The 12,151-nt window shown below is 65.4% G+C and carries 16 protein-coding genes; 11 read left to right on the top strand and 5 right to left on the bottom strand.

Features of this window, described 5'->3' with window-relative positions:
• The first annotated feature begins 20 nt into the window (after nucleotides 1-20).
• Nucleotides 21-638, top strand: coding sequence for a glutathione S-transferase N-terminal domain-containing protein (locus VHP37_17205; GenBank protein HEX2828095.1), 618 nt, complete (start codon nucleotides 21-23; stop codon nucleotides 636-638).
• Nucleotides 639-667: 29 nt separating this feature from the next.
• On the opposite strand, the gene VHP37_17200 is transcribed toward VHP37_17205, so the two are convergent.
• Nucleotides 668-1,636 (bottom strand): tripartite tricarboxylate transporter substrate binding protein, encoded by a 969-nt coding sequence (locus VHP37_17200; GenBank protein ID HEX2828094.1) that lies wholly within the window; start codon nucleotides 1,634-1,636, stop codon nucleotides 668-670.
• 53 nt (nucleotides 1,637-1,689) lie between these two features.
• On the opposite strand from VHP37_17200, the gene VHP37_17195 reads away from it, so the two are divergent.
• Genes VHP37_17195 through VHP37_17185 form a run of 3 tightly spaced genes read left to right on the top strand, consistent with a single transcriptional unit; the run spans nucleotide 1,690 to nucleotide 2,804 of the window.
• The gene (locus VHP37_17195; protein ID HEX2828093.1) at nucleotides 1,690-2,079 is read left to right on the top strand and encodes a RidA family protein; all 390 of its coding nucleotides are present in this window, start codon (nucleotides 1,690-1,692) and stop codon (nucleotides 2,077-2,079) included.
• Nucleotides 2,060-2,410 carry a RidA family protein gene (locus tag VHP37_17190; GenBank protein ID HEX2828092.1) on the top strand — a complete coding sequence of 117 codons (351 nt, stop codon included), beginning with the start codon at nucleotides 2,060-2,062 and terminating at the stop codon, nucleotides 2,408-2,410. Before VHP37_17195 ends, VHP37_17190 begins: the two co-directional genes overlap by 20 nt.
• Nucleotides 2,397-2,804 carry a RidA family protein gene (locus VHP37_17185; protein HEX2828091.1) on the top strand — a complete coding sequence of 136 codons (408 nt, stop codon included), beginning with the start codon at nucleotides 2,397-2,399 and terminating at the stop codon, nucleotides 2,802-2,804. Before VHP37_17190 ends, VHP37_17185 begins: the two co-directional genes overlap by 14 nt.
• A gap of 7 nt (nucleotides 2,805-2,811) precedes the next feature.
• Here VHP37_17185 and VHP37_17180 read toward each other — a convergent pair whose 3' ends face one another.
• A complete protein-coding gene (locus VHP37_17180; protein HEX2828090.1) occupies nucleotides 2,812-3,162 on the bottom strand; it encodes a RidA family protein in 351 nt (116 codons plus the stop codon).
• Between the two features lie 164 nt (nucleotides 3,163-3,326).
• Here VHP37_17180 and VHP37_17175 point away from each other — a divergent pair, with 164 nt between their 5' ends.
• Together VHP37_17175 and VHP37_17170 are read left to right on the top strand one after the other, a co-directional pair.
• A complete protein-coding gene (locus VHP37_17175; GenBank protein HEX2828089.1) occupies nucleotides 3,327-4,184 on the top strand; it encodes a tripartite tricarboxylate transporter substrate binding protein in 858 nt (285 codons plus the stop codon).
• A 26-nt stretch (nucleotides 4,185-4,210) separates the two neighbouring features.
• Nucleotides 4,211-5,443: an alpha-hydroxy acid oxidase gene (locus VHP37_17170; GenBank protein HEX2828088.1), complete on the top strand. Its 1,233-nt coding sequence runs from the start codon at nucleotides 4,211-4,213 to the stop codon at nucleotides 5,441-5,443.
• A 7-nt stretch (nucleotides 5,444-5,450) separates the two neighbouring features.
• Here the strand turns inward: VHP37_17170 and msrA are convergent, their stop codons facing one another.
• Nucleotides 5,451-5,957, bottom strand: a complete 507-nt coding sequence (gene msrA, locus VHP37_17165) for a peptide-methionine (S)-S-oxide reductase MsrA (protein ID HEX2828087.1) — start codon at nucleotides 5,955-5,957, stop codon at nucleotides 5,451-5,453.
• Nucleotides 5,954-6,403 carry a peptide-methionine (R)-S-oxide reductase MsrB gene (gene msrB / locus VHP37_17160; GenBank protein HEX2828086.1) on the bottom strand — a complete coding sequence of 150 codons (450 nt, stop codon included), beginning with the start codon at nucleotides 6,401-6,403 and terminating at the stop codon, nucleotides 5,954-5,956. The genes msrA and msrB overlap by 4 nt, the downstream gene beginning before the upstream one ends.
• Nucleotides 6,404-6,613: 210 nt before the next feature.
• Here msrB and VHP37_17155 point away from each other — a divergent pair, with 210 nt between their 5' ends.
• On the top strand, nucleotides 6,614-8,104 hold the full coding sequence (locus VHP37_17155) for a DHA2 family efflux MFS transporter permease subunit (protein ID HEX2828085.1): 1,491 nt from the start codon (nucleotides 6,614-6,616) through the stop codon (nucleotides 8,102-8,104).
• Nucleotides 8,105-8,169: 65 nt separating this feature from the next.
• A complete protein-coding gene (locus VHP37_17150; GenBank protein ID HEX2828084.1) occupies nucleotides 8,170-9,207 on the top strand; it encodes a hypothetical protein in 1,038 nt (345 codons plus the stop codon).
• A 4-nt stretch (nucleotides 9,208-9,211) separates the two neighbouring features.
• Here the strand turns inward: VHP37_17150 and VHP37_17145 are convergent, their stop codons facing one another.
• The gene (locus tag VHP37_17145; GenBank protein HEX2828083.1) at nucleotides 9,212-10,144 is read right to left on the bottom strand and encodes a fumarylacetoacetate hydrolase family protein; all 933 of its coding nucleotides are present in this window, start codon (nucleotides 10,142-10,144) and stop codon (nucleotides 9,212-9,214) included.
• 83 nt (nucleotides 10,145-10,227) lie between these two features.
• On the opposite strand from VHP37_17145, the gene VHP37_17140 reads away from it, so the two are divergent.
• Genes VHP37_17140 through VHP37_17130 form a run of 3 tightly spaced genes read left to right on the top strand, consistent with a single transcriptional unit; the run spans nucleotide 10,228 to nucleotide 12,138 of the window.
• On the top strand, nucleotides 10,228-11,157 hold the full coding sequence (locus VHP37_17140) for a 2-dehydropantoate 2-reductase (protein ID HEX2828082.1): 930 nt from the start codon (nucleotides 10,228-10,230) through the stop codon (nucleotides 11,155-11,157).
• A gap of 14 nt (nucleotides 11,158-11,171) precedes the next feature.
• On the top strand, nucleotides 11,172-11,705 hold the full coding sequence (locus tag VHP37_17135; protein ID HEX2828081.1) for a hypothetical protein: 534 nt from the start codon (nucleotides 11,172-11,174) through the stop codon (nucleotides 11,703-11,705).
• Between the two features lie 31 nt (nucleotides 11,706-11,736).
• On the top strand, nucleotides 11,737-12,138 hold the full coding sequence (locus VHP37_17130; protein ID HEX2828080.1) for a heme-binding protein: 402 nt from the start codon (nucleotides 11,737-11,739) through the stop codon (nucleotides 12,136-12,138).
• Nucleotides 12,139-12,151 lie beyond the last annotated feature (13 nt).

The raw sequence follows: 12,151 nt of genomic DNA, 5'->3' as shown, positions 1-12,151 counted from the left end.
CATTGAAGAGAGGATGACCGATGCTCAAGTTCTTCTATGCCGTGGGTTCCTGCGCGCTCGCGTCGCACATCGCGCTCGAAGAAGCGGGCGCCGACTACGAAGCGGTGCGCCTGAATTTCGCCAGCAACGACCAGCGCAAGCCCGAGTACCTGAAGATCAATCCCAAGGGCCGGGTACCGGCGTTGATCACCGATTCGGGGATACTGACCGAAACGCCGGCGATCCTCGCCTATGTGGCGCAGGTGTTTCCGAAGGCGGCGCTGGCGCCTCTGGCCGACCCGTTCGCGTTTGCGCGCGTGCAGGCTTTCAACAGCTATCTGTGCTCCACGGCGCACGTGAACCACGCGCATCTCACGCGTGGCGGCCGCTGGGCGGACGAGCCGGCCTCGCTCGAGGACATGAAGCGCAAGGTGCCGAAGAACGTCGGCGAAAGCTTCGCGCTGATGGAGAGCGAGATGGTCGAGGGACCGTGGGTGATGGGCAGCGCCTACACGATCTGCGATCCCTACCTGTTCACCGTGGCGGGGTGGCTGACGCGCGACGGCGTGGACATCGCCCGCTTCCCCAGGATTCACGAGCATCACCGGCGCATGGCGGAGCGCCCGGCGGTGAAGAAAGTGCTCGCGGCGTGGACATGATCCTCGAGGCGGCGGCTGCGCAATGACGTTTACTGCGACGGGATGTTCGCGTCCCTCGCGACCTTCGCCCACTTGAGGGTCTCGGACTTCACGAACGCTGAAAACTCTTCACGGGTCGCAGACGATCCGGGGTCGATGCCCTGCTGCTCCAGCTTGAGCCGCAGATCGGCCGTGCCGAGCGCTTTCAGGGTGTCCGCGTGGAGCTTCTGGAGTATGGGCCGCGGCACGGCAGCCGGCGCCATGACGCCGTACCACACCATGACTTCGAAGCCCGGCACTCCGGATTCGTCGATGGTCGGGATCTCCGGCAGCCGCGGACTGCGCTTCAACGTCGTGACGCCGAGCCCCCGCAGCTTGCCGCTCCTGATCGGATCGACCTGGGCGGGCAGGTTGTTCATCATGACCGTGATGCGGCCGGCCAGGAGGTCCGGCAAGGCGAGCGCGAAGGCCTTGTACGGGACATGCACGAGGTTCACCCCGGTCATCGTCTTGAAGAGCTCCATCGACAGGTGCGTGGAGATGCCCACCCCGGTGGAACCGTAATCGATCTTGCCGGCATTGGCGCGCGCGTATGCGATGAATTCCTGCACCGATTTCGCAGGCACCGACGGATGCACGACGAGGATATTGGCCGTCGTGCCGATGAGCGAGATCGGCGCGAAATCCCTGAGAAGATCGTACGAGAGCTTCCGGTAGAGCGCCGGCGCGATGGTGTCCGAGATGCCGCAGTACACGATCGTATAGCCGTCGGGCGTCGACTTGGCTGCGATCGTGGGCGCCAGCGTGTTCCCGGCGCCGGGACGGTTTTCGACCACCACCTGCTGGCCCCACAGCTCGGTCATCTTCGACGCGTAGGTACGCGCCATGACGTCGGTCGGGCCGCCTGCACCCGGACCGATGAGCATGCGGACGGGCTTGTTCGGAAAAGCTTGCGAAAACGCCTGGCCGCTGACAGCCAGGACCAGCATCGAGGCAAACGCGAACGACAGTCTTATCATTACCGTCTCCACGGGCGCTTCAGCGCCGTTCACTATACTTCGGAGGTCCGACTTTGCGCGAATCGATTGCGGCGCCGGCACCCGGCCTCGATCTACGGCGGCACTACGGGCACTTCCAGTCGCCGGCCATCCGCGCCGGCGGCCTCATTTTCTGTTCCGGCATGATCCCGGTCGACCCGCAGTCGGGCGAGCGCATGCACGGCACGCTGACGAGCGAGGCGCACGTGATTTTCGGCAACCTTAAGCTGCTGCTCGAAGCGGCGGGCTCGTCGCTCGATCGACTGGTGCAGGTTCACGCGCTGATCTACGACAGCATCGAGTACGACGTGCTGAATCGCGTGTACCGGCAGTACGTCGCGAACGGCCCGCCCGCGCGTACCGTGTGGACCGCGCAGATCGAAGCCGGCTTCAAGGTGCAGCTCGATGTCATCGCCGCCGCGTGAAGTGATCGCGCCGTCGCGCGCGGTGCGCGGCGGGGATTTCGTATTCGTGGCCGGGCTGACCGCAATCGAGCGGGGCACGACGGCCGACGAGACCCGACAGATCCTCGAGAACCTCAGGGCGCTGCTCGAGGAAGCCGGCTCGTCGCTCGACCGGGTCGTGAAGGTGAACGTCCTGCTGCACAGCATGCTGGAAGCGCCGAACATGAACGAGGTCTACGCGCGCGTCTTCCCCGAGCCGCCGCCCGCGCGCACCGTCTGCGGCGCGCGCCTGCCCGACGGCGTGAAAGTCATGATCGAGTGCACCGCGCTCGGGTCCGATGTCGACGCTTAAGCTGCCGCGTTCGGCGATCGAGCCCGTGAACCCGGTGCTCAACGTGTCGCGCAGCGCCAACCTGCCGCACGTTCCCGGCATTCGTATCGGCGACTACATCTTCCTGTCCGGCATGGGGCCGATCGATCCGGTCACCGGCGAGCGCAGGCACGGCCCCATCGCGGAGCAGGTGCGCACGACGCTGAACAACGTGAAACACATGCTGGAATCGGCGGGGTCGTCGCTCGCGCGCGTGGTCAGGGTGCACGTCGTGCTCGCGGACATCGCCGACCTCGCGCAGATGGACCGCGTCTATCGCGAATTCTTCCCGGTCGACCCGCCGGCGCGGACGGCGTGGTCGATGCAGCTGCGATTCGGCAACGGATGCGAGATCGAGTGCGTGGCGCTCGCTTGAAGGCGGATCAATCCGTCACGACCGCAGTGACGACGATCTCCACCAGCGCGTCGCCGGCGAGCGGCGCACCGACGCAGGCGCGCTGAGGCCAGTCTTGCCAGTCGGCGCCGATCCAGTCGTTCCAGACTTCGTCCATCGCCGCTTTCTGCGAAAGATCCGCGAGGAAGATCTGGACCGACAAGAGACCCGCCTTATCGGAACCCGCATCCGCCAGATTGGCGTCGATCGCCGCGAGCGCAGCGCGCGTCTGCGTCTGGATGTCCGCGCCGGGCGCGGTGGCCACCGTGTAGACGAGACCGCCATGACGAACGGCACGGTTCCGCCCTTGGGCGCTTCCCCTCCAACGTTCGATAGTCATGTTCTGCCTCCCTTGGATCCGTACTCCGGATGGGTCTTGTTAATATTAACCACATGATCTCCCCCTCCGCATTGCGAGCCGGTGTCCTGTTGACGTGTGCGCTTGCCACGTATTTCCCATTCGCGGCCCGGTCTGCATACCCGGAAAAACCTGTTCGGCTCATCGTGCCGTCGCCGCCCGCCGGCGGCAACGATATCCTGGCGCGCCTGGCGGGCCAGAAGCTCACAGACGCGTGGGGCAGGCAGGTGGTGGTCGATAACCGGCCGGGCGCCGGCGGCGTGATCGCGTTCGAAATGGCCGCGCGTGCGGCACCGGACGGCTACACGCTGTTGCTGGGGAGCACCAACTTCACGACGCTTCCGGACATGACGAAAGTCGGTTACGACCCGATCAGGGATTTCGTGCCGATCTCGATGCTGGCGACCTCGATGAACATTCTCCTGCTTCATCCGAACGTGCCGGCGAAGTCGACGAAGGAGCTCATCGCGTTCGCGAAGGCGAACCCCGGCAAGCTCAGCTACGGCACCACTGCGGCGACGTCCACACATCTCGGCGCGGAGTTCTTCAAGGCGATGGCCGGAGTGAATATCCTGCGCGTCCAGTACAAAGGCGTCGCACAGGCGATGCTCGACGTCGCGGCAGGCAACATCGATCTCACGTTCAGCAACCCTGCCGCCGCGATTTCGTTCGTGCAATCGGGGCGGCTGCGCGCGCTCGCGGTCACCGGGGAGAAGCGCTCCGCGATGCTGCCGGAGGTGCCGACGATCGCGGAGAGCGCGATCCCGGGATTCGAGGCGAGCACGTGGTGGGGCATACTGGCTCCGGCCGGTACACCGGCCGCCGTCGTCGCGGAGGTGAACGGGCAGCTTGCGCGTGCGTTCACGCAGCGCGACGTGACCGACCGCATCGCCGCCCTCGGCGCAGAGCCTATCGGAGGACCGCCCGGTCGGCTTGCCGAGCACCTGAAAGCCGAGATACCGAAGTGGCGCCAGGTCATACGCACGGCGAACATCAGGCTCTAACCACGCAGCAAACATCGGAGTCGGTCATGGCGGGTCATGCCAACCTCGGCGCGTACAGCATCGAAGACCTTCGCAAGATGGCGAAGAAGCGCCTGCCGCGCTGCATATTCGAGTATGTCGACGGCGCTGCCGAGGATGGCATCGCCAAGGAACACAATCGCGAGGTCTACCGGTCGCTCAAGATCAAGAATCGCGTGCTGAAAGACGTGTCGGTGCGCTCGACCGCGACCGAGATCTTCGGCCGGAAGATCGCGATGCCGTTCGGGATCTCGCCGACGGCGTCGGCGGGCCTGATGAGCGAGGGCGGAGAAGTCGCTCTCGCCAGGGCGGCGGCGAGGATGGGGGTTCCCTGCACCGCGGCGACCAACTCGCTGACGCCGATGGAGGAGATCTACGAGGCGGCCGGCGGCAACCTGTGGATGCAGCTCTACATGTGGGTCGATCTGAGGCTCAGGGCGCAGTTCGTCGAGCGCATCAAGGCGGTCGGATTCGACACGCTGCTCGTCACCGTCGACGGCTCGGTGGGCCCGAACAAGGAGCACGATCGCAGGAACGGGTATTCGATGCCGCTCCGGTATACGCCGAAGCTCGTCGCATCGATCCTGGCGAATCCCGGTTGGTGCATGCGCGTGCTGGCGCCGCAGACCATCAAGCGCGGCGCGTTCAGGAAAGCGAACTATCCGCCGGAGATGGCGGGCAAGCTCACCGCGAAGATCAACGAGCACGAGCTGACCAAGCCTGCCACTCAGTGCTGGGACGACATCAAGCGCATACGCGACGTGTGGCCCGGCTACCTGCTGGTCAAAGGGTTGCAAAGCCTGGAAGACGCGGTGATCGCTGCCGACTACGGTCTGGACGGCGTCGTCATTTCGAACCACGGCGGCCGCTACCTGGATTGCGCACCGGCTCCGCTCCAGTTGGTGCCCGAGTTTCGCAGGGCCGTGGGCGATCGTCTCAAGCTCATCATCGACAGCGGTGCGCGACGCGGTTCCGATCTCGTGAAGGCGCTCGCGGTCGGGGCGGATATGGTGATGTCGGGAAGGCCGACGCTCTACGGCTCCGCGGCCGCCGGCGAAGCGGGCGCCTACCGGGCGCTGGAGATTTTCCAGACCGAGATGGATCGCATCATGGCCCAGCTCGGGCTGAACAACGTCGACGAGATCGGTCCGCACATCTTCTGGAATCCGCCCGACTGGGTTCCCAAGCCCCGGACGACCCGAGCGCTGGAAGAGATCGGCTCGCGGGCTATCGTCGGCTGAGGCGGCTTCAGGTCGTCTGCCTGGCCGGAAGCTTCCAGTTGGGGCGGACGAAGTGGCAGGTGTAGCCGTTCGGATGGCGCTCGAGATAGTCCTGGTGCTCCGGCTCGGCTTCCCAGAACGCGCCGGCCGGCGCGACTTCGGTCACGACCTTGCCCGGCCACAGCCCTGAGGCGTTGACGTCCGCGATCGTGTCCTCGGCGACGCGCTTTTGCTCCTCGCTGGTGTAGTAGATCGCCGATCGATAGCTGGTGCCCATGTCGTTGCCCTGACGATTCCGGGTGGTCGGGTCGTGGATCTGGAAGAAGAACTCGAGAATCGTCCGGTAGTCGGTCTTGTCGGGATCGAAGACGATCTCGATCGCTTCGGCGTGGGTGCCGTGATTGCGATAGGTCGCGTTCGGCACGTCGCCGCCCGAATAACCGACCCGGGTCGAGATCACGCCGGGATAGCGGCGGATCAGGTCCTGCATGCCCCAGAAGCAACCGCCCGCGAGAATCGCACGTTCCTGGCTCATTTCACGTCCTCGACTTGATTCAGATAAGCCCCGTAGCCTTGCGCTTCCATGTCGTCACGATGGATGAACCGCAGTGAGGCCGAGTTGATGCAGTAACGCAAGCCGCCCCGGTCCGTCGGACCGTCCGGAAAGACATGCCCGAGGTGGCTGTCGCCGAACGTCGAGCGCACTTCGGTGCGGATCATGCCGTGCGAAGTGTCTCTCAATTCGTTGACGTTGGCCGGCTCGATCGGTTTGGTGAAGCTCGGCCAGCCGCAGCCCGATTCGAACTTGTCGGACGAGGCGAACAGCGGCTCGCCCGATACGACATCCACGTAGATGCCCGGCTCCTTGTTATGGAGATATTCACCGGTCCCGGGCGCCTCGGTGCCGCCGTGCTGCGTTACGCGGCGCTGCTCGGGCGTAAGCCTCGCGACCGCCTCGGCGGTCTTCTGGTATCTGGACATGGGTCCCTGCTTCGTGTCGGTCGAATCGTAAGTTTAGACGCGAAGCGGCTTTTCAGCAGGCTCGATCTTGATGTTCGCGTCCTTCGCAGTCTACGATCGGCGTGAAGCAGCACCGCGCGCCGGTTCCGGCCTGACGACTTCGAGCTGCCCCGACTCCATACGTTCGACGCGTTGTCAGCCTCCCCCGAATTTCAGCACAGCAAATGGCTCGTGACGGGCGCCGGCATGGCCGGCGCGGTCGCGATGGTGCTCTCGTCCACGATCGCCAATGTCGCGGTGCCGACCGTGATGGGCGCGTTCGGCGTGGGCCAGGACCAGGCGCAATGGCTGGCGACGGGATTCGTCGCGACCATGGTCGCGAGCCAGCTCCTGAGCGCGTGGTTCGCGCGCGCCTTCGGGGTGCGCGGCGCGTTCGTCATCATCAACTGTATTTTCTTCCTCGGCACCGCGTTCGCTTTCGTCGGCGCGAGCTTCGAGATGGTCGTGCTGGGGCGTGTGCTCCAGGGTTTCTCCGCGGGCGTCATGCAGCCGATGATCATGACGCTCATCTTCACCCAGTTCCCGCCGGATCGCCGCGGGCAGGCGATGGCCATCCACGGCACCGGCATACAGATCGCCCCCATGCTCGGACCGATGATCGGCGGCATGGTGATCGACACCCTCGGCTGGCGCGAGATCTTCCTCGTACCCATTCCCATCTGCGTGGTCGCGCTGCTGCTCGGCGCGATCTATCTGCCGGGGCGCACCGAGCGCGGCCCGCTGCCGAAATTCGACTGGATCGGCTATTCCCTGCTGGTCTCGACCGTGGCGACGCTGCTCTTCGCCGGCGCGAACGGACAGCGCTTCGGCTGGAGCTCGGACGCGATCGTGATACTGGCGGTCATCGGGGTCACCACCGGCATCGCATTCGTCTGGCTGCAATTGCGGTCGGCGTCGCCGCTGCTCGACTTCTCTCTCTTCAGGATCCCGCAGTTCACGTCGGCCGTGATCGTGGCGTTCGTGTTCGGCTTCGGCAACTTCGCGGCCAACTACCTGATCCCGGTCACCGTCCAGCACGTGCAGGAGTTCACGCCCTTCCTGTCCGGTCTGCTGCTGGTTCCTGCCGGCGTGCTCGTGATCTCGGCCACGCCGATTTTCGGCCGGGTGGCCGACATGTTGCCGGCCCACGTGATGGTGATGGTCGGCCTGTGCCTGTTCGCGCTGGGCAACTACTTCATGAGCCGGACCGATGCGAACACGACGTTCCTCTCGATCGCCGGACTGATCATCGTCGCGCGCTGCGGCATGGCGGTGATCATCCCTTCGCTCAACAGCTCCGCGCTGCGAGCGCTCACCTCCGAGCAGCTGCACCGGGGATCGGGCACCATCAACTTCATACGCCAGCTCGGCGGGGCGGCCGGCGTCACCGCGCTGGTGGTGTTCATCGAGCGGCGCACGCAGTTTCACGTCGAGGCGATGGCCGCGACCCAGACCGCCGGCAACACGACGAGCCTCGACCTGCTCTCGAAGATGAGCGAGTTGTTGTCGAAGGCCGGGGTGTCCGAGAACCTGCTGCGCCCCGGGGCGCTGCACTACCTGGGCGAAATGATCGAAGCGCAGGCGAGCGCCCGCGGTTTCGCCGACGGTTTCCTGCTCATCACGCTCGTGTTCGTGCTGGCGGTCATACCCGCGTGGAATCTGGGCAAGGCGCGTCGGCGCTGACTTTACGTGTAACCTAGCCGTCGAAGCGATCCCGTCCACTCATGCTGCAATTACGGAGGACCTCCATGGCGACCGTAGCGAGCGAAGTCAGCATTGGAATCGTAGCGACCCAACGCGCCCCGCGCTTCGAGATCGATCCGACCTGGCCGAAGCCGCTGCCCGAAGGCTGGATCAATGGCCAGCTCCCGTGCGTGTGCGTCGACAACGACGACAACATCATCTGCACCAACCGCGGCGACATCACCAAGGAGGAAGAGGAGACGTGCATCAAGGCGCCCGCCGTCCTCATCTTCAACCAGGCGGGCGAGCTGATCGATTCATGGGGCGACTGGGACCTGCTGCCGCGCACCGTGCACAGCTGTACCGTCGATGCCGACGACAACATCTGGATCACCGCAAACGGCGACGGCATGATCCAGAAGTACACCCACGACGGGAAGCTGCTGCTGCAGATCGGCACCAAGGGCGTGCACGACACCGACGACGGCACCCGCAACGGCACGCTGCTCAATGCCGGCCGCACCGCGTTCAACAAGCCCGCGGGCATCACGGTCGATCGCACCAACGGGGACGTCTATGTCGCCGACGGTTACGGCAACCGGCGCGTCGTGGTCTTCGACAAGAACGGCAACTACCTGCGCCAGTGGGGACGCCAGGCGACTCCGGAAGAGAGCGAGGCGGGCGTCGGCGGCGCGTTCGCGCAAGTCGTGCACGACGTGAAGATCAGCAACGCCGGCCTGGTCTACGTCTGCGATCGCCAGGGCGACCGCGTGCAGGTCTTCGACAAGCTGGGCAACTTCAAGCGCAACATCTGGGTCCGCACCGGCACGCCGACGCTGCCCGACAAGCGCGGCACCGCGTGGGAAGTCCGCTTCTCACTCGATGCGGAGCAGAAATATCTCTTCGTGATGAACGGCCGCAACGAGCAGGTGCACATCCTCGATCATGCGAGCGGAGAGATCCTCTCGAGCTTCGGCCGCCCCGGCCATCAACTGGGCAACTTCACCCACGGCCACAGCCTCGACCTCGACTCCAAAGGGAATCTGTACGTCGCGGAGACCAACTACGGCCGCCGGGTGAACAAGTTCGTGCCCGTCGGATGAGGCTTTAACGCACGTCCGGCGGCCGGTTGCGTTTGACCGCTTCGGGGTTGGTCGAGTCGGCGCCCATGTAGATGCCTTTCTCCCACGTGCGCTTCAGCGGGTCGCGCACGTTCAGGCGCATGCGGCCGATGTTCCGGATCTCGAAGTCGACGACTTCGCCGTCCTGGAGCGGGCCGAGACCTTCGTGGTTCGTGCCGCACGAGATCACGTCGCCGGAGTTGAGCGTCATGATCGTCGAGGCGAACTCGACGAGATTGGGCACGAGGTGCTCCATGTCGTCGGTGTTGTAGTTGTGGCGTAACTGACCGTCGACCCAGAACCGCACGAGCACGTCGTTCGGATTCGGAATCTCGTCGCGCGTCGCGATGCACGGCCCGAGCGGTGCGAAGGTGTCGAAAGATTTCCCCAGCCAGCTCCCGGTCTTCCATGTGCGCCGGCCGTCGCCGCGAGCGGACACGTCGATCATGCCGGTGTAGCCGAAGACCGCGCTTTCCCAGTCTTTCGCTTTCACCATCTTTGCGGGACCCTTGATCACCAGCGCGAGCTCCGCCTCGTGCATGAAGATCCACGGCTCGTCGAACTCGGGCAGCACGATCGTATCGCCGGGTCCGATCACCGCATCGGGATTCTTCAGGAACATGTTGAGCGGCCGCGCCGCGAGCGCCCCGTGCTCCCAATAGTTGGCGATGCAGGCGAGGATCTTCCCGGGACGCGGCAGCGGCGGGCGGAGCTGCACGTTCTCGAGCGGCGTCGCGTCGCCGTCCGCCGCGCGGCGCTCCAGTTGCGGCCGCAGCCGATCGAAGTCGTCGATGATGCCGTTCATCGTGAGCTGCGGCGTGGCGCCGAGCTTCACCAGGTCGGCGATGGCGACCACGCCGCGCTCGGTGATCACGCCCGGCAACACGTCTGCGTCTTTCTGGAATAGCGCGAGCTTCACTGCGTTCTCCTCTCCCATCGGTGATGCGTATAAGGTAGCGTAAGATCAAAAAAAACGGGTGTCTCATTTCGGAAAGGGTGGCGATGAAAATCGGCGTGGTCGGTGCGGGTGGAGTGGGGGGATTGCTTGCGGCGCTGCTGAAGCAGGCGGGAAACGATGTCGGCGTGCTGGTGACCGAGCGACACCGCGACCCGATCAGGCGCAACGGCCTCGCCGTGATCGGTCCGAACGGCCGGTTCAGCGTCGAGCTCCAGGCAGAAGTCGATCCGCGCGCGATCGGCGCGTGTGACGTCGTGCTCGTGACGCCGAAGATGTGGTCGCTCGAAGCGCTCGCGCCGACACTCAAGCCCCTGCTCAGGGAAAACACCGCCGTCATCCCGCTCCAGAACGGCATCGATGCGCCCGACACGCTCGCCAGGGCGCTCGGCTGGAAGAACGTCGTCTACGGATCGGCGTCGATGAACGCCGCCATCGAGGAGCCGGGCGTCATCCGCCAGCGCAATCCCAACTCGGCGATCACGGTAGCGGAGGCGAACGGCGAGCAATCGGCGAGGCTGCTCGCGGTGAAAGAGGTTTTCGGGGCTGCGGGGATTTCGGTGACCGTCGCCACCGACGGGCGCGCCATCCTGTGGGACAAGTTCATCGGTCTCGTCGCGAACAGCTCGTTGTGTGCGCTGCTGCGCTCGCCCATGGGGGTAGTGCAGTCGCACGACGAAAGCTGGGCGCTCTACAGCGCGGTGTTCAACGAGGCCGTCGCCGTCGGCCGTGCGGTCGGCGTTTCGCTGCCGCCGGAGAAGATGGAGGAGCGCCTCGCAAAGGCGCGCACCGCGACGCCGATGGTGATGCCGTCGATGGCGGTCGACACCGTCGCGGGCAATCGCCTCGAGTACCCGTGGCTGGGTGGACGCGTCAGGGTGCTCGGAAGAGAGCACGGCGTCGCGACGCCGGCGAACGACTTCATCTCGGCGGCGTTGCAGCCGTTCCTGATGGGCAAGCCGGCAGCGGATAAATGACGACGGAGAGCACGATGCCCGAATCGACCCGCATCAAGGACATTCCCGAAAACGAGCTCACGCCCGAGCAGAAGAAAGTATTCGACGACCTCGTCGCCGGGCGCGGCCGGCTGCTGACGCCGTATCGCATCTGGATCCACTCGCCGAAGCTCGCCGCCGCGCTGGAGACGATCGGCACCTTTCTCAACAAGAAAGGCTCGCTGTCGGAGCGCGAGGTCGAGCTCGTCATCTGCATCATCGCCAATCACTGGAAAGGCGAGTTCGTGTGGACGGTGCACACGAGGGCCGCGGTCAAGCTCGGGTATCCGCAGAGCGTGTTCGACGCGATGCGCGCCGGTCAGGACCCGCAGATCGACGACGAGCGAGAGCGCACCATCTACGATCTGGCGAAGATCGCGATGGCGCCGGGCGCGGGATCGGACGAAGTCTTCGAGCGCGCCGAGCGCGTGCTCGGCCGCAACGGCATCGCCGAGGTCCTGGCGCTGCTGGGTTACTACAGCTCGGTCGCGATGGCGGTGAAGCTGCATCGCGTGCCGGTTCCCGCGTGACGACTCGAAACGCCAACCCAAGGAGGCTCACATGTATCTGACCACCCCCGAAGCGCAGAGGATGCTGCAGGCAGCGCAGGCCAAGGCACAGCAGATGGGCGTGAAGGTCTCGATCTCAGTCGTCGACGGGCGCGGCGATCTGCTGACGATGGTGCGGCTCGACGGCGTGTCGTGGCGCACCGCGGGCATCTCCAAAGGCAAGGCGTACGCATCGGCCAATTTCGGCGTGCCGAGCGCCGACCTCGCCGCTCGCGCGGCCTCGCCCGTGATGCAGTCGTTCATGGCGTCGGTGCCCGGTGAATGTGTGCCCGCGCAGGGCGCGGTGCCGGTGCTGCGCGACGGCCGAGTGCTGGGCGCGATCGGCGTCAGCGGCGCGAAGGCCGAGGAGGACGAGGAGATCGCCAAGGCCGGTGTCGCCGCGCTGTCGCAGTAACGCTCCGGAGGTC

The organism is Burkholderiales bacterium (genome assembly GCA_036262035.1).
Classification (GTDB): domain Bacteria; phylum Pseudomonadota; class Gammaproteobacteria; order Burkholderiales; family SG8-41; genus JAQGMV01.
This window is presented reverse-complemented; position numbering and strand designations above follow the sequence as displayed.

What these genes read in the sequence shown, in the direction of transcription:
- VHP37_17130 (HEX2828080.1), top strand. Translation starts at nt 11,737, where the DNA reads ATGTATCTGACCACCCCCGAAGCGCAGAGGATGCTGCAGGCAGCGCAG.
- msrB (HEX2828086.1), bottom strand. Translation starts at nt 6,403, where the DNA reads ATGTCCAGATACCAGAAGACCGCCGAGGCGGTCGCGAGGCTTACGCCC.
- VHP37_17135 (HEX2828081.1), top strand. Translation starts at nt 11,172, where the DNA reads ATGCCCGAATCGACCCGCATCAAGGACATTCCCGAAAACGAGCTCACG.
- VHP37_17170 (HEX2828088.1), top strand. Translation starts at nt 4,211, where the DNA reads ATGGCGGGTCATGCCAACCTCGGCGCGTACAGCATCGAAGACCTTCGC.
- VHP37_17200 (HEX2828094.1), bottom strand. Translation starts at nt 1,636, where the DNA reads ATGATAAGACTGTCGTTCGCGTTTGCCTCGATGCTGGTCCTGGCTGTC.
- msrA (HEX2828087.1), bottom strand. Translation starts at nt 5,957, where the DNA reads ATGAGCCAGGAACGTGCGATTCTCGCGGGCGGTTGCTTCTGGGGCATG.
- VHP37_17185 (HEX2828091.1), top strand. Translation starts at nt 2,397, where the DNA reads ATGTCGACGCTTAAGCTGCCGCGTTCGGCGATCGAGCCCGTGAACCCG.
- VHP37_17190 (HEX2828092.1), top strand. Translation starts at nt 2,060, where the DNA reads ATGTCATCGCCGCCGCGTGAAGTGATCGCGCCGTCGCGCGCGGTGCGC.
- VHP37_17150 (HEX2828084.1), top strand. Translation starts at nt 8,170, where the DNA reads ATGGCGACCGTAGCGAGCGAAGTCAGCATTGGAATCGTAGCGACCCAA.
- VHP37_17180 (HEX2828090.1), bottom strand. Translation starts at nt 3,162, where the DNA reads ATGACTATCGAACGTTGGAGGGGAAGCGCCCAAGGGCGGAACCGTGCC.
- VHP37_17205 (HEX2828095.1), top strand. Translation starts at nt 21, where the DNA reads ATGCTCAAGTTCTTCTATGCCGTGGGTTCCTGCGCGCTCGCGTCGCAC.
- VHP37_17140 (HEX2828082.1), top strand. Translation starts at nt 10,228, where the DNA reads ATGAAAATCGGCGTGGTCGGTGCGGGTGGAGTGGGGGGATTGCTTGCG.